Source organism: Pseudomonas sp. GW821-FHT05H12, from assembly GCF_059419385.1.
The window spans coordinates 47,605-63,242 of sequence record NZ_JBWKRS010000023.1; the positions used below are offsets into that span (position 1 = coordinate 47,605).

The 15,638-nt window shown below is 63.9% G+C and carries 11 protein-coding genes; 9 read left to right on the forward strand and 2 right to left on the reverse strand.

All coding sequences use genetic code 11. The annotated features are described in order from the left end of the window. Positions 1-450: 450 nt before the first annotated feature. Both AC07SU_RS19850 and AC07SU_RS19855 read right to left on the reverse strand, forming a co-directional pair. Positions 451-1,896: a serine hydrolase domain-containing protein gene (locus AC07SU_RS19850; protein WP_494997985.1), complete on the reverse strand. Its 1,446-nt coding sequence runs from the start codon at positions 1,894-1,896 to the stop codon at positions 451-453. Positions 1,897-1,920: 24 nt separating this feature from the next. After that, on the reverse strand, positions 1,921-2,835 hold the full coding sequence (locus tag AC07SU_RS19855; RefSeq protein ID WP_494997986.1) for a LysR substrate-binding domain-containing protein: 915 nt from the start codon (positions 2,833-2,835) through the stop codon (positions 1,921-1,923). Positions 2,836-3,214: 379 nt separating this feature from the next. Here AC07SU_RS19855 and AC07SU_RS19860 point away from each other — a divergent pair, with 379 nt between their 5' ends. The 9 genes from AC07SU_RS19860 (at position 3,215) to AC07SU_RS19900 (ending at position 15,622) form a co-directional block, all read left to right on the forward strand. Continuing rightward, entirely contained in the window at positions 3,215-4,777 is a 1,563-nt protein-coding gene (locus tag AC07SU_RS19860) for an ABC transporter substrate-binding protein (protein WP_494997987.1), read from the forward strand. 2 nt (positions 4,778-4,779) lie between these two features. Next, a complete protein-coding gene (locus tag AC07SU_RS19865; protein ID WP_494997988.1) occupies positions 4,780-5,721 on the forward strand; it encodes an ABC transporter permease in 942 nt (313 codons plus the stop codon). Continuing rightward, positions 5,718-6,596, forward strand: coding sequence for an ABC transporter permease (locus AC07SU_RS19870; RefSeq protein ID WP_178923743.1), 879 nt, complete (start codon positions 5,718-5,720; stop codon positions 6,594-6,596). Before AC07SU_RS19865 ends, AC07SU_RS19870 begins: the two co-directional genes overlap by 4 nt. Further along, positions 6,593-8,236 carry an ABC transporter ATP-binding protein gene (locus tag AC07SU_RS19875; protein WP_494997989.1) on the forward strand — a complete coding sequence of 548 codons (1,644 nt, stop codon included), beginning with the start codon at positions 6,593-6,595 and terminating at the stop codon, positions 8,234-8,236. The genes AC07SU_RS19870 and AC07SU_RS19875 overlap by 4 nt, the downstream gene beginning before the upstream one ends. A 111-nt stretch (positions 8,237-8,347) precedes the next feature. Further along, the gene (locus tag AC07SU_RS19880; protein WP_494997990.1) at positions 8,348-9,601 is read left to right on the forward strand and encodes an OprD family porin; all 1,254 of its coding nucleotides are present in this window, start codon (positions 8,348-8,350) and stop codon (positions 9,599-9,601) included. 207 nt (positions 9,602-9,808) lie between these two features. Beyond that, positions 9,809-10,927: a succinylglutamate desuccinylase/aspartoacylase family protein gene (locus AC07SU_RS19885; protein ID WP_494997991.1), complete on the forward strand. Its 1,119-nt coding sequence runs from the start codon at positions 9,809-9,811 to the stop codon at positions 10,925-10,927. 144 nt (positions 10,928-11,071) lie between these two features. Beyond that, on the forward strand, positions 11,072-12,265 hold the full coding sequence (rocD, locus tag AC07SU_RS19890; RefSeq protein WP_494997992.1) for an ornithine--oxo-acid transaminase: 1,194 nt from the start codon (positions 11,072-11,074) through the stop codon (positions 12,263-12,265). Further along, complete coding sequence (acnA, locus tag AC07SU_RS19895; protein ID WP_494997993.1) at positions 12,262-14,916, forward strand: aconitate hydratase AcnA; 2,655 nt, start codon at positions 12,262-12,264, stop codon at positions 14,914-14,916. The genes rocD and acnA overlap by 4 nt, the downstream gene beginning before the upstream one ends. Further along, positions 14,909-15,622: a transporter substrate-binding domain-containing protein gene (locus tag AC07SU_RS19900; protein WP_494997994.1), complete on the forward strand. Its 714-nt coding sequence runs from the start codon at positions 14,909-14,911 to the stop codon at positions 15,620-15,622. Before acnA ends, AC07SU_RS19900 begins: the two co-directional genes overlap by 8 nt. Positions 15,623-15,638: the final 16 nt, after the last annotated feature.

Below are 15,638 nucleotides of genomic sequence, written 5' to 3' on the forward strand. Positions count from 1 at the left end.
GACTGACACACCGCCTTCGCGGGCAAGTCGAATCGTCGCACCGCCGCTCCCACAGAGGGTTAGCTGTGTACCCAATTTCTCGACCGGACACAGCTCAAAATGTGGGAGCTGGCTTGCCTGCGAAAGCGGAGGGCCAGCTGGCATTTGAATCGACTGACACACCGCCTTCGCGGGCAAGTCGAATCGTCGCACCGCCGCTCCCACAGAGGGTTAGCTGTGTACCCAATTCCTCGACCGGACACAGCTCAAAATGTGGGAGCTGGCTTGCCTGCGAAAGCGGAGGGCCAGCTGGCATCTGAGTCGACTGACACACCACCTTCGCGAGCAAGTCGAATCGTCGCACCGCCGCTCCCACAGAGGGTTAGCTGTGTACCCAATTTCTCGACCGGGCACAGCTCAAAATGTGGGAGCTGGCTTGCCTGCGATGGCATCACCTCGGTCTACCTACCTTCAACGTGGCCTCACACAGTCCACTGCCCGACCCACCAACACTTCCTGCTCCCGTCCCGCGCTGTTCACGTTCACAGTGCGGGCGAAGCTCAGGCCAGCACCTTCAAACACGCACACCACCCGGTCCCTGAACGCCGTCTGCGGGTAGATCCAGGTCATTTCCAGGGTCTGGGCATCCAGCCAGCGAGCGCCGGCGACGATCTGCGCATTGTGGAATTCATAGCCATGGTGCAAGGCGCGGCCGGGCATGCTGGTGTTGCCTGGCAGCCAGTCGTCGATGCCCACGCTCAGGCGGTGAGTCGCTTGGTTGTCGGTCAATTCGAACGTCAGCACACCCGCCCGGAAGTCGAACGACAACTGCTTCACGCCCAACCCGTTCTCGGCCATCGCAAACACGCGCGTCGAGTCTGCGGGTGCCGAGCAGGCTGAAACCAATAACGGCCGCTCAGCCATGCTCGCCAACCGCGCCTCCAGTCGCGCATCCGCCTCGCGCGTCCCACCGCCGCCAAACGCCGCCGGAAAATACCGCTCGATAAACGGAATGATCTCGGCCGAGTTCTTCATGCCACCGACCACAACCAGCGTCGCGCCATGTTCGCGGTACACCGCCGCCATCTGCACAAACACACCCAGTGCGCTGAAGGCGCCGCCCGGTTTCATCATCCAGTGGTAGCCGTAGCGGCTGTCCGACCCGCCCTGGGGCCGGGTGGCGGCTTCGACCCAGGCTGCCGGCAGGATTTGTCGGCCTTCCCATACGCCATTCTGCCCGTGCAGTACCGCCAGCTTGAGCGCCGCCGACACCGGCGCAGTAAGGCCATTGCCGCCTGGGTTCACGCCGTCGGGGCCGATGTCCCAGGTTTCGTTGTGAATGGCCAGCGGCTCGAGCAGGCGCGGCTTGAGGTAGGCGTGCAGGGTTTGCCCGGTGACGCGGTTGATCAGCGCCGAGAGCATGTAGCTGGCGGCGCTGGTGTAGACGTATTCGGTGCCGGGCGCATAGGCCAGGGGAATCTTGAAAAATTCGGCGATCCAGCTGGTGTCGATGCCGCGCCACACGGAGCCGGAGGTGTTGCTGGCATGGCCGGTGCGCATGGTCAGCAGGTGTTCGACGGTCATATCGGCCAGGCGCGGGTCGGCGTCGGCCGGTACGTCGTCGGGGAAGAAGGTCACCAGCCGGTCATCGAGCCTGAGCAAACCCTCATCGATCGCCAGGCCGATGGCGCAGCCCGTGAAGCTCTTGGCCATGGAGTGCAGCACGCGAGGCTCATTGGGGTCGACCGGCCAGGTCCAGCCTTCAGCGACGACGTGGCCATGGCGATGCAGCATGAAGCCGTGCAGATCGAGGCCGGCGGCCTTGACCTCGTCAAGAAAGGCGATCAGGCGGTCGGGGTCCACGCCCACGCTGCTGGCGCTGGCGCGGGGCAAACCATCATAGGAAATCGGGGGCATGTAGGGGCTCGTGGGTAGGGTGGGTCAACGGTTGCGGTGCACCAGCCGGGAATAGGAAATCAGCATGCTGGTGAGCTCCTGGCTGACCCCGGTGAGGGGCGAGGAGCGGCGACTGATCAGGCACACATCGCGCGACGCCAGCGGCTCTTCGATGGCGATGGGGGTCAAGGCGCTGGAAAACAGTTTCATCCCCGGCAGCATGCGCGGCTCGATGGTGAGGTAGTCGGTTTCGGAGACGATGTGCAGGGTTTCCAGCAGGGAGTCGGTGGTGATAGCGATTTTCGGCGGTGCCAGGCCCTGGGTGCGGAACAGCTCCACCAGGCGGTTTTCCGCGCCGCCGATGACGCCGGTGGAGCGCACGCTGATCCATTGGCAGTCGACCAGTTCCCGCACCGACCTGGCCTGAGCCAGTGGGTGGCCCTTGCGCGCAATGATGCCAGCGCTCGACGGGTAGAGGCGGTCGATGGACAGGTCGATGTCGGTGACATTCGGCGCCAGCGGGCACAACACGAAATCCAGCCGGCCGTCGCGGACCTTTTCTACCAGGCCCTTGGTGGTGCCGCTGGCCACGTGCACCTGGATACGCGGGAAGCGCTGGGTGAAGTTGCTCAGCACCGGCACCAGCAACTCGGCCAGGGGCTCAGAGGTGACACCCAGGTCGATATGGCCTTCAGGCTCGCCTTTCCAGGGTTGCAGGTCGAGCAGGGCGCGTTCGCAGTCCAGGGTGATGGAGCGGGCACGCACCAGGAACACTTCGCCAGCCGGGGTCAGGTTGATGCCTTGGTTGGAGCGTTGCAGCAGCACCACGCCCAGTTCCTTTTCCAGGGTCTGGATCGATTGGGTCAGGGTGCTTTGGGCCACATCCAGCTGGCGTGCGGCAGAGCGGAAACTGCCTTTTTCAACCACGGCACAGAACGCACGAAGATGGGTGAGAGTCATGAAGGACTGCCTCAGGTTTCAGCATTTAAACCATTGAATGCCCGCCAGCTTATCTGATGACTATAGGTGCGCACAGATCGGTTTGGCCGATCAGGTTCATTATTTTTGAACGCATGCAAACGGCTCCAACCCCTGATTTTTCGGTAGGCTGCAGGCAGGTCACGTGCGGCTCGGCAGGTGATCGGAAAAGCCGAGCCTGATCACTTGGAGCGTTCTTCTCAAGCTTGCCGCACGAAGAATAAGATCGGTCCAGGAACATTCGCCAACCGTGAAGGCGACCAAAACAACAACAATTATCCAGGAGTTCGGCCGTGCCTCTTATTGGGTCCTGCCAGCGTCCGAACCCCATGCGTAAGGAATCTTTAAGGTGCAGTTATCCATGAACAAGACTTTTATCCTGGCAGGCGCCTTGTCTGCGGCACTGGTGGGCACTGCCCATGCTGAAAGTGTGTTGAAGGTGGCGCTCAACGCTGACATCCGCAGCACCGACCCGGGTGTGAACCGCGACACCAACTCCGATGCGGTGATCATGCACATCACCGAAGGGCTGGTGGCCTTCCGCGAAGACGCCACCGTTGGCCCGCTGCTGGCGAAGGACGTGCAGGTGTCCGACGACGGCCTGCGCTACACCTTCCACCTGCGCGACGGGGTAAAGTTCCAGAATGGCAAGCCGCTGACCTCCGCCGAGGTGCTGTGGACCTGGAAGCGCTTCCTCGACCCCAAGACCCAATGGCGCTGTGCGCCTGAATTCGATGGGCATGGCGGCGCAAAGATCGTCGACATGAGCGCCCCGGACCCGCTGACAGTGGTGTTCACCCTCGACAAGCCCAACGGCCTGTTCCTCACCAGCACCGCGCTGCCTGAGTGTGGCGGCAGTGGCATCCTGCACCCGGACTCCGTGGCGGCCGACGGCAGCTGGAAAGCCCCGATCGGCACCGGCCCGTTCCGCTTGGGCGACTGGAAGCCCGGTCAATATGTCGAACTGCTGCGTAGCACCGACTACAGCGCCCGCGATGAAAAAGCCCCCGACGGCTACACCGGCAACAAGAGCACCACCCTCGACCGCGTGCGCCTGCTGGTGATCCCGGACCCGGCGGCGGCCAAGGCGGCGCTGCTGTCGAAGAACGTTGACCTGCTGATCGACGTCACCCCGCTGGACGCCACCGAACTGGCGGCCAACCCCAATGTGCGGGTGACCTCCAGCGGTACCATGTCGGTCAACGCCTTGCTGTTCCAGACCCGCGACCCGCTGCTTAAAGATGTGCGCCTGCGCCAGGCCATCGCCCATGCGCTGGACTCGGCGCAAATCGTCGAAGCCCTCACCGGCGGGCGTTCCAAGGCCAACAACTCGATGGTCGCCAGCGGCAGCCATTACCACACCGCCGTCGAGGACCAGGGCTTTGCGTTCGACCCGGCCAAGACTGCGCAACTGCTGCGTGAAGCCGGCTACAAGGGCGAGCCGATCAAGCTGATTGTCAACAAACGCTACGCCGCGATCTTCGACATGGGCGTGTTCGTGCAAGCCATGGCCAAGGCCAGCGGCATCAACCTGGAGCTGGAAACCCTGGAGTGGGGCACTCAGTTGGAGCGCTACCAGAGCGGCAACTACCAGATGATGGCCTTCCCGTATTCCGAGCGCCTCGACCCGGCCCTGAGTTTCGACTCGATGACCGGCGACAAGGACAAGGAAGCGCGCAAGGTCTGGGACAACCCCGACGCCCGTCACTGGCTGCGTGAAGCCCAGCGCGAAGGCGACATCAGCAAGCGCCAGGCGTTGTTCGACCAACTGCACCAGCAGATGATCAAGGACGTGCCGATGATCCCGATGTACAACGGCAACGCGATTGCCGCCAGTCGTGACTACGTCAAGGGCTTGCGCACCTGGCCGGTGTCCAAGCCGCGCCTGTGGACCGTCAGCGTCCCTGCCTCCGGGAGCAATTAAGGATGTTTCGTTTTATCTCTCAACGCCTGGCCATGTCGATTCCGACCTTGCTGCTGATCTCGTTGATGGTCTTCGCGATCATCCGCCTGGTGCCAGGTGACCCGGCGTTGCTGATGCTCGGCGACATGGCCGACGCCCACAGCCTGGAGGTGGCGCGTGCGTCCCTGGGCCTGGACCAGCCGTTGCCGATGCAGTTTCTGATCTGGTTCAAGGCAGTGCTCAGCGGCGACCTGGGGCATTCGATCACCACCAACGAAGCGGTGCTGCCGCTGATTCTTGACCGTTTCCAGGTGAGCGCCGGGATCGTGTTGGTCTCGGTGTTGCTGGCCGCGCTGATTGCCGTGCCGGCGGGCTTGCTCGCCGCCTGGAAACAGGACAGCGCGCTGGACTTTGGCGTGGTCTCGACGGCCACCCTGTTGCTGTCGATTCCCAGCTTCTGGTTGGGCCTGCTGTTGCTTTATGCGTTCGGCATCAAGCTGGGCTGGTTGCCGGTGGTGGGGTACGTCTCGTTCGGCCAGGCGCCGTGGCAAGCCTTTAGTTTTATCGTGCTGCCAATTGTCACCCTGACGCTGGTGGAGCTGGGCGCGATTACCCGCATGGCCCGGGCCAGTGCGATTGAAGTGCTGCGCCTGGAATACATCACCCATGCCCGCGCCAAGGGCCTGTCGGAGCGTGCGGTGTTGTGGCGCCATGCGCTGCGCAACTCGTTTGCACCGACGCTGACCCTGATCGGCCTGATCCTGGGCAACCTGCTCAGCGGTATCGCGGTGCTGGAAACCGTGTTCACGCTGCCAGGCATCGGCCGCCTGATGGTCGACGCCATCTACGCCCGGGACTACCCGGTGCTGCAAGGCTGCCTGTTGCTGGTGACCTTTGTTTATGTGCTGGTCAACCTGTTGGTGGACCTGCTGTACCCGCTCTTCGACCCCAGGGTTAAGTTATGAATAAGCCGCTTCCTGTTGCACCCGAGGTGCTGTTGCCGGCACCGGTGCGTGCCCCCAGGGCCTGGCGCGTGCCGCCGTTGAATGCACTGATCGGTGCGTTCCTGTTGGGCTTGCTGTTGATCATGGCCGCGCTCGGCCTGGTGTGGACGCCCCATGACCCGCTGGCGCTGAACCTGCTGGCGCGGTTGCAGGCGCCTACCGCCGCGCACTGGCTGGGTACCGATGAATACGGCCGCGATGTATTGAGCCGGTTGATGATCGGCGCGCACACCAGCCTGTGGGTCAGTGTGTTGACCGTGAGCATGGCGATTATCGCCGGGACGTTCCTCGGTTTGCTGGCCGGCTTCCTGCGCGGCTGGGTCGACCGTGGCCTGATGATGATCAACGACGCACTGCTGGCGTTCCCGGGGATCCTGTTGGCCCTGGGCCTGATGGCGATCATCGGCCCGAGTCTGTACGGCATCGTGTTTGCCCTGAGCCTGGCCTACACGCCGTCGGTGGTGCGGGTGGTGCGCGGCACCGTGCTGTCGCTGCGTGAGAAAGAGTTCGTCGAGGCCTCCCGGGTGATCGGCAACTCCGAGCTGTACACCATGCTGCGCCACATCGCGCCGAACTGCGTGGCCCCGGTGTGTGTGCTGGCCACCAGCATGTTTGGCTGGGCGATCCTCGCCGAAAGTGCCTTGAGTTTCCTCGGCCTCGGCGTGCCGCCACCGGCAGCCACTTGGGGCAACATGCTCGCGGCCAGCCGGCCGTACATCGCCACGGCCAGTTGGCTGGGGCTGTTTCCCGGTGTCTGCATCGCGATGGCGTTGCTGGCGTTCAACCTGTGTGGCGATGCCTTGCGTGACCGCCTTGATCCACGGATGAGTAAATGAGCATGCCTGACGTACTTTTGGCAGTCGATCACCTGAAAATCCGCGTCGGCGCCCACGGCCCGCTGGCGGTCAATGACTTGAGCTTCACCATCGCCCCCGGCGAGATCGTCGCGTTGGTGGGTGAGTCTGGCAGCGGCAAGACCATGGCCGCCCGTGCCGCCATCGGCCTGCTGCCGCCACCGCTGGAACATTGTGGGGGGCAGGTGCGGTTCCAGGGCCATGACCTCAACAGCCTCAAGCCCGAGCAACTGCGCGAGCTGCGCGGGGCGAAGATCGGCATGGTGTTCCAGGAACCGATGGTGTCGCTCAACCCGTCCATGAGCATCGGCGAACAAATGGCTGAGGGGCTGCGCCTGCACACCAAGCTGACCGAGGCGCAGATCCGCGAACGCAGCCTGGAGATGCTCGGCCACATTGGCATCAAGGATGCCGAGCGTTGCCTGGCCGCATTCCCCCATGAGTTCTCCGGCGGCATGCGCCAACGCATCATGCTCGCTTCGGTGATGCTGCTGCGCCCGGCGCTGCTGATCGCAGACGAGCCCACCACCGCCCTGGATTGTCTGGCGCAGCTGGACGTGTTGAAGCTGATGCTCGACCTGACCCGCGAGCAGGGCACGGCGATCCTGTTCATCAGCCATGACCTGTCGCTGGTGGCGCGCTACGCCCATAAGGTGGTGGTGATGCGCGAAGGCCGTGCGGTGGAGCAGGGCACCATCGAACAGATCCTGCTGGCGCCCAAGGCCGACTACACCCGGCAACTGCTGGAGGCCTTGCCGCGTCGCGGGGTGCTGGCAGACTTGCCGCAGGCTGACGGCCCGTTGCTGACGGTCAAGGACGTGTGCATCGAGCATCCCGGCCCGCGCAGCCTTTGGGGGCGCACCGCGTTCAAGCGGGTGGTGCACTCGGCCAACCTGACCATTGCACCGGGGGAAACCCTGGCGCTGGTGGGCGGCAGCGGTTCGGGCAAGACCACCCTCGGCCGTGCGATTGTCGGCCTGAACAAAGCCTGTGCCGGCGCCATCGAGTTCGAGGGCGTGGACATTCTGAAGTCCGGCAACCGCGAACATCGCCTGCAATGCCAGATGATTTTCCAGGACCCGTACTCGTCCCTCGACCCGCGCATGAAGATCGGCGACATCCTCGCCGAACCCTTGCGCCATGTGCCCGGCATGAGCGCCGAGCAGAAGCGCGAGCGGGTGACGAAGACGCTGCTGGACATCGGCCTGGCCGAGCAGTTTGTCGACCGCTTCCCGCACCAGCTTTCCGGTGGCCAGCGCCAGCGTGTTGCCATTGGGCGCGCCCTGGTGCGTCACCCGCGACTGGTGATTGCCGATGAGCCGATCTCGGCGCTGGACATGACCATCCAGAAGCAGATTCTCGAGCTGTTCGAGCGTTTGCAGGCCCAGTATGGCTTTGCCTGCCTGTTTATTTCCCACGACCTGGCGGCGGTGGAGCGCATCGCGCACCGGGTGGCGGTGATGAGCGAGGGCAGGGTGGTGGAAATGGGCGCGCGCGACGAGATCTTCGACCGGCCGCAACACCCGTACACCCGCAAGTTACTGGCCGCCGCCAGCCCCTTGGAGAAGCTTGAAAACGGTGGCTACCGCATCCGCCAGGGCCCCGTACCGCTAGCGCTGTAACCCAGGACTGACTTCACCCGCCGCGCAAATCAGCGATTTGCGCGAACGGCGAAGCCATGCCTGAAGAACAATAAAAACACCCCCAACCCCCCACTGCCAGGAGCTAAAAAAATGAAAAAATCCCTGACTCAATTCATCACCGGTGTAGGCGTCGTGAGCAGCGGGATGATCCCGTTCGCCGCCCATGCGGACTTCGTCAAGGACAGCAGCGGTACGCTGGAATTGAAGAACTATTACTTCAACCGTGACTACCGGGAAGCCGCTTCCCAGTCGATGCGTGCGGAGTGGGCCCAAGGCTTTCTGCTCGGCATCAAGTCCGGGTTTACCGACGGCACCGTGGGTTTCGGCCTGGATGCAATCGGCATGCTGGGCCTGAAGCTCGACTCCAGCCCGGGGCTGTCCGGCACCGGCCTGTTGCAGCGTGACAGCGACAAGCGCGCTTCCGACAGCTATTCCAAGCTGGGCGTAACCGCCAAGGCGCGCTTCGCCAAGAGCGAGCTGCGTGTGGGCTACCTGGTGCCGGACCTTCCGACCCTGCAACCCAACACCAGCCGGTTGTTCCCGCAGTCGTTCAGCGGCACCCAACTGGTGTCCAATGACATCAGCAACCTCAAGCTCAGCCTTGGCCAGCTGGACCAGGCCAAGGACCGCGACTCCACCAACTACGAAGACATGAAGCTGACCACTGTCAGCAAAGTCTACAAAAGCACGGCCCTGAGCGATCAGTTCCGCTTCGCCGGGGGTGATTATTCGCTGACCCCCAACACCTTGCTCAGCTACCACTATGCGGCGCTGGACAGCATCTACCACCAGCAATACGGCGGCTTCAAAAACAACTTCGGCCTGGGCCCCGGCACCCTGAAAACCGACGTGCGCTACTTCAAGGCGGACAAGGACGGCGCGGGCCTGGCGGGTAATGTCGACAACCGCGCACTGAGTACGCGCCTGACCTACCAGTACGGCGGCCACAGCATCGGCGGCGGTTTCCAGCGCCAGTACGGCACCACGCCGTTTACCTACCTGGACGGCTCGATCACGTACCTGTTTACCGAATACCAGTTCACCAACTTCACCCAGACCAAGGAACAGGCCTGGCACGCGCGCTACGACTACAACTTTGCCGACCTGGGCCTGCCAGGCCTGGTGATGGGCATCAAATACGCCAAGGGTGATTCGGCCGAGGTGGTCGGTTTCAACGGCGAAGGCCGTGAATGGGAACGTGACCTGGACATCAGCTACGTGGTGCAGAACGGTCCATTCAAAGGCGTGTCGATGCGCTGGCGCAACGCCCTGGCCAAGGGCAATTTCTACAACGACGTCAACGAGAACCGCGTGCTGCTGGGCTACACCCTGGCGCTCTGGTAGTTGACCCCTGTGGGAGCGGGCTTGCCCGCGATGGCGGCATCACGGCCAACAGTAATGTTGCCTGGCGTACCGTTATCGCAGGCAAGCCAGCTCCCACACTGATCGGATTTGCAGATCAAGATAGCCCGGGCCGCCCTTACAGGTGATCACACCGGCTCGTTAATATTTCTTCAGCGTCCATCACTCGAATATCGAGATTTCCGGTTTATGAAACTTAATCAACACCCTTTGCTGCAAGCGACACCGGGCACCCACAGGTACGTGGAAAGTGAGCATTACGGCGCGGCGGGTGCAGGTCGAAAAATCTATATTCAGGCCGCGCTGCATGCCGATGAAACCCCGGCGATGCTGGTGGCCGCGCAGTTGCGTCGGCACCTGGTGGCGCTGGAAAGTGCCGGGCGCTTGAATGCGCACGTTGTGCTGGTGGCAGTGGCCAACCCGGCGGGCCTGGGCCAGTACATCATGGGCGCCCCGAGCGGGCGTTTCGAACTGGGCAGCGGGCGTAATTACAACCGGGGTTTCCCGGTGCCGTACCAGGCGATTGTCGGCAAGGTCGAACACCAGTTGGGCCAGGATATCCACGCCAACCGCGAGCTGATCCGCAGCGCCTGGGGCGAATGCCTGCGCGCCGCTCAACCGGTGGACGAATACCAGTCGCTGCAACAGACGCTGATGCTGCTGGCCCATGACGCCGACATCGTGCTGGACCTGCATTGCTCCCGCGAAGCGGCGATGCACCTCTACACCGGTGAGTCGGTGTGGCCGACCATCGAACCCCTGGCCCGTTACATCGGCGCCGAAGCTACGTTGCTGGCCACCGACTCCCAGGCCAATTCCTTCGATGAAGCGTTGTACCTGTTGTGGGTGAACCTGCGCGAACAACTGGGCGAGCGTTTCCCGATCCCCGACAGCAGCATTGCGGTGACGGTGGAGCATCGCGGGCAGCGCGATGTGTCCTATGAGCTGGCGGAGCATGACGCCGCCGCCATTATTGATTACCTGACCCACCTCGGCGCCATCGAAGGCACGCCGCGCCCCTTGCCGGCCCTGCGCAACCCGGCCACGCCACTGGCGGGCAGCGAGCAGTTCTACGCGCCGAGCGCGGGCGTGCTGGTACACCGCGCCGCGGTCGGCAGCCGCATCGAGGCGGGGCAGGCGTTGTTCGACATCGTCGACCCCCACAGCGGCAAGACCGTGACGGTCAACAGCCAGACCACCGGTGTGCTGTACATGCGCCGTGATGTGCGCTTCGTGAAACCGGGAGACCCGCTGGGCCGGGTCTCCGGCGCCACGCCGATTCGCAGCGGCAAGCTGCTCAGCGCGTGACCTTGCGGCCATGAAATGCAATTCACTGTGGGAGCTGGCTTGCCTGCGATAGCGGTCTGTCTGATGTACCGCTATCGCAGGCAAGCCAGCTCCCACAGTTGATCTTCATTGTTTGATAAACCTTCTTCTGGCAGGACACCCCCCATGCACTCCAACCCGGCAATCACTCTCGAAAACCGTTTCTGCGCCCATAACTATTCGCCACTGCCGGTGGTCATCGTCAAGGGCGAGGGCGTGTGGGCCATTGGCGATGACGGCAAGCGCTACCTGGACATGATGTCGGCCTATTCGGCTGTCAGCCACGGCCATGTGCACCCGCGTATCCGCGCCGCCGCGGTGGCGCAGATCGACAAGATCAGCGTGGTGTCCCGGGCGTTCTACAGTGAGCCGCTGGGCAACTTCCTCCAGGCCCTGTGCCGCATTACCGGGTTTGATTCGGTGCTGCCGATGAACAGCGGCGCCGAAGCGGTGGAAACCGCAATCAAGGCCGCGCGCCGCTGGGGCTACCGGGTCAAGGGCATTGCCGCAAACCAGGCCAAAATCGTGGTGGCCGACAACAACTTCCATGGCCGCACGTCCACGATTGTCGGCTTCTCTTCCGAGCCGGATTACAAGGCCGATTTCGGCCCGTTCTGCAATGGCTTCACCGAAGCGCGCTTTGGCGATATCGAGAGCTTTCGCCAAGCGATCACTGCCGACACCTGCGCAGTGCTGATCGAGCCGATCCAGGGCGAGGCCGGCATCCGGGTGCCACCCGCCGGCTTCCTGCGTGCGCTGCGACAGTTGTGCGACGAGACCAACACCTTGCTGATCCTTGATGAAATCCAGTCGGGCCTGGGCCGTACCGGCAAGTGGTTTGCCTTCCAGCACGAGGGTATTCGCCCGGATGCGCTGATCCTGGGCAAGGCCCTGGGCGGCGGGATCATGCCGGTGTCGGCGTTTGTGGCGGACCATTCGGTGATGGACCTGTTCAATGCCGGCAGCCACGGTTCCACGTTTGGCGGCAACCCGCTGGCCGCCGCCGTTGGCCTGGAAGCCTTGAGCGTGCTGGAAGAGGAAGGTTTGATCGATAACAGCGCGACGCTGGGCCAGTACCTGGTGGAGCGCCTGAAGGCGATGAACGCCCCGTCGATCCGCGAGATTCGCGGGCGCGGTTTGTGGGTGGGCGTGGAGCTGGACCGCGATGCGCGGCCAATCTGCGAAGCGTTGCTCGCCGAAGGCCTGCTGACCAAGGAAACCCACGAAAACGTGCTGCGTATTGCGCCGCCTCTGTCCATTACCCGTGAGGAACTGGACTGGGGCCTGGCCCGTATCGAGCGGGTGTTTGCAGCGCTATGAGCGACTTTCTCAACCACCTGACCGTCGGCCAGCAGCGCTACGCCTACATCGACCTGCATCAACTGTTGACCCCGGCGCAGTTGCACCGGCTGCCGTACTCCCTGCGCATCTTGCTGGAGAACATCGCCCGGTGTGCGCCAGCATCCCTGCCGCAGGTGCTGGCGCGGGCGACGGGGGTGGGACCGGACTGCGAGGTGCCGTTCCAGCCCAATCGCCTGATGTTCCATGACACCACGTGTCTGCCGGCTCTGGCGGATTTTGCCGGGATGCGCGACGTGGTGGCGGAACTGGGCGGCGACCCCAGGGCAGTGAACCCGGCGATTCCGGCGGTGCTGACCATCGACCATTCGGTGATCGTCGAGCACTACGCCGAAGCCGGTGCGGTGCACGCCAACCTGGACATCGACTTTCGCCGCAACAGCGAGCGCTACCGGTTTATCAAGTGGGCCCAGGCCAGCCTGGACAACTTCAAGGTGATCCCGCCGGGCACCGGGATCATCCACCAGATGAACATGGAGTCCATCGCCCAGGTGGTGTGGGAAAGCCCAGCCGCCGACGGTGGTGTGCTGCTGCACCCCGACTGCATGGTCGCCACCGACAGCCATACGCCGATGATCAACGCCATCGGCGTGCTGGGCTGGGGCGTGGGGGGCCTGGAAGGGCAGGCGGCCATGCTCGGTGAGCCGGTGCCGATCCCGTTTCCCCAGGTGGTGGGGATTCGCGTCAGCAATGCCCTGCGCCCCGGTGTGACCGCCACCGACCTGGCACTGACTGTCACCGAACTGCTGCGCCAACGCAGCATGGTGGGCAAGTTTGTCGAGTTCAGCGGGCCGGGCCTGTCGAACCTGACGTGGGCGGCGCGCGGTACGGTGGCGAACATGGCGCCGGAGTATGGCGCTACCGTGGTGTTTTTCCCGTTCGATGACGAGACGCTGGCCTACCTGGAATTGAGCGCCCGACCGGCGCCGCTGCTGGCCAAGGTCTCGGCCTATATGGCGGCGCAATCCCTGTGGCGACAGGCGGGTGAACCCGAGCCGCAGTTCGATGAGTTGATCGAACTGGACCTGGCGCAGGTCGAGCCCAGCGTCGCCGGGCCTCATCAACCGCATCAACGCCAGTCACTGGCGGACGCCGGCGCGTCCTTCCACCGGCATGTGCAGGGCGAGCCAGGGCAGCAGTTTTTCGAGCCGTCGTTTGAGGCGCCGCTGACCCATGGCGCGGTGGTGATGTCGGCTATTACCAGTTGCACCAACACCGCCAACCCGGCGCAGATGATCCAGGCCGGGCTGTTGGCGCGCAACGCCCGTGAGCGTGGCGTGGGGCGCAGGCCATGGGTCAAGACATCGCTGTCGCCGGGGTCGCAGGTGGTGGCGGACTACCTCGACGAGGCCGGGTTGCTGGAGGACTTCTCCGCCCTGGGGTTTGACCTGGCGGGGTTTGGCTGCATGACCTGCATCGGCAACTCCGGCAGCCTGGAGGCGCATGTCGAGGCGTTTGCCGGGCAGGGGCTCAAGGGCGTGGTGGTGCTGTCGGGCAATCGCAATTTCGAAGGCCGGGTCAACCCCCGGGTGCCCGCCGGTTACCTGGCCTCGCCGGCACTGTGCGTGGCGTATGCAATTGCGGGCAGCATCGACATCGACCTGTCCTCCCAGCCATTGGCGCTGGATGCCCGGGGCCTGCCGGTGTACCTGCACGACCTGATGCCCAGCGATGCCGACGTGGCTGCGCTGGTGACGCGGGTAGTGCGCCCGCAGGTGTTCCAGCAGCGCCAGGACCTGCTCTGGCGCGGCACCCACCATTGGCAGGCGCTGGAGGCCGATGGCAGCGTGCAATTTGCCTGGAACCCCGATTCCACCTACCTGCGCCGCCCGCAGTACCTGGCGGGTGTGCAACCCCGACCGGTCAACCGCCTGGCGCTGAGCAATGCGCGGGCGCTGGTGGTGCTTGGCGATAACGTGACCACCGACCATATCTCGCCGGCCGGCACCATCCCGGCCCACAGCCTGGCCGGTGCCTGGTTGCGCGAGCGTGGCGAGGCCGAGGCGGACTTCAACCAGTATTCGACCCGGCGCAGCAACCACGAAGTGATGGTGCGCGGCGCCTTCACCAACCCGGGCCTGAACAACCTGCTGGACCGCACCCAAGCACCGCGCCAGGGCGTGTGGGCCTGGAATGCCGATCACAGTGAATACTTGCCGTTGTACCTGGCAGCGCACAGCTACGCGGGCACGCCGACGGTGTTGTTTGCCGGGATCAACTACGGCGCCGGTTCCAGCCGCGATTGGGCGGCCAAGGTATTGAGCTTGCTGGGGATCAAGGCCGTGGTGGCCCGCAGCATCGAGCGTATTCATCGCAGCAACCTGATTGGCATGGGCGTGTTGCCGCTGGTGTTTACCGAGGGCGCTTCGGTGCAGGACTTGCAGCTCGACGGCAGTGAGCGGTTGACGTTCCTCGGGCTGGAGACCCTCCAGGTGGGCGAGAACCCGATCACCCTGCTGATTGATCGCGCCGACGGCAGTGTGTCCCGCTGTGCATTGGCCTTGCGGCTCGACTCGTTGCAGGAGCTTGGGTACCTTGAGCACGGCGGCGTGTTGCCGTTTGTGATTCGCAAGACCGTGCAACGGACCCGAAAAGGAGCACTCGATGGTTGATCCCTGTGTCATGCAACAACTGGCCCCTGAGGGCGTGCTGCGCGCCGCGATCAATTTTGGCAACCCGGTGCTGGCACAACGCGGCGCCAACGGCGAGCCCCAAGGGGTTTCGGTGGCGCTGGCCAGGGCGTTGGCCGACACGCTGGGTGTCGACCTGGCGTTGATTGAGTTCGAGGCGGCGGGCAAGGTATTTGCCGCGCTGGCGCAGGACGTGTGGCGCGTGGCCTTCCTGGCCATTGAGCCGGTACGTGAGCGGGAAATCGCCTTCAGTGCGCCTTACGTGGCGATCAAGGGCACCTACCTGGTGCCGGCTGATTCAGCCTTTACGCAGGTTGCACAACTGGATGCCCCGGGCCGACGCATCGCCGTGGGGCAGGGCGCGGCCTATGACCTGTACCTGAGCCGCACGCTGCAGCATGCGCAACTGGTGCGCGCGCCCACTTCGGCAGCGGCTGTGGACTGGTTTGTCGAACAGGGCCTGGACGCTGCGGCGGGGGTGCGGGATTTTCTGCAAACTCGCGTGGGTGAACCAGGGCGTCTGGTGGACGATGACTTCATGACCATCCGCCAGGCCATGGCCGTACCGGTGGCGCATGCAGCCGCTGCCGCGTTCGTCAAATCCTTTGTCGAACGGCAGTTAGCAAATGGCAGTGTGAAGCGGGGGTTGCTGGCCAGCGGGCAGAGCGCTGAGTTACAGGCGACGTAGGAAGCATTTGATGGTG

Excerpts from the sequence above, each read along its gene's own strand:
- AC07SU_RS19860 (WP_494997987.1), top strand. The coding sequence starts at position 3,215 with ATGAACAAGACTTTTATCCTGGCAGGCGCCTTGTCTGCGGCACTGGTG.
- AC07SU_RS19855 (WP_494997986.1), bottom strand. The coding sequence starts at position 2,835 with ATGACTCTCACCCATCTTCGTGCGTTCTGTGCCGTGGTTGAAAAAGGC.
- AC07SU_RS19865 (WP_494997988.1), top strand. The coding sequence starts at position 4,780 with ATGTTTCGTTTTATCTCTCAACGCCTGGCCATGTCGATTCCGACCTTG.
- AC07SU_RS19875 (WP_494997989.1), top strand. The coding sequence starts at position 6,593 with ATGAGCATGCCTGACGTACTTTTGGCAGTCGATCACCTGAAAATCCGC.
- rocD (WP_494997992.1), top strand. The coding sequence starts at position 11,072 with ATGCACTCCAACCCGGCAATCACTCTCGAAAACCGTTTCTGCGCCCAT.
- AC07SU_RS19850 (WP_494997985.1), bottom strand. The coding sequence starts at position 1,896 with ATGCCCCCGATTTCCTATGATGGTTTGCCCCGCGCCAGCGCCAGCAGC.
- AC07SU_RS19870 (WP_178923743.1), top strand. The coding sequence starts at position 5,718 with ATGAATAAGCCGCTTCCTGTTGCACCCGAGGTGCTGTTGCCGGCACCG.
- AC07SU_RS19900 (WP_494997994.1), top strand. The coding sequence starts at position 14,909 with ATGGTTGATCCCTGTGTCATGCAACAACTGGCCCCTGAGGGCGTGCTG.
- AC07SU_RS19880 (WP_494997990.1), top strand. The coding sequence starts at position 8,348 with ATGAAAAAATCCCTGACTCAATTCATCACCGGTGTAGGCGTCGTGAGC.
- acnA (WP_494997993.1), top strand. The coding sequence starts at position 12,262 with ATGAGCGACTTTCTCAACCACCTGACCGTCGGCCAGCAGCGCTACGCC.
- AC07SU_RS19885 (WP_494997991.1), top strand. The coding sequence starts at position 9,809 with ATGAAACTTAATCAACACCCTTTGCTGCAAGCGACACCGGGCACCCAC.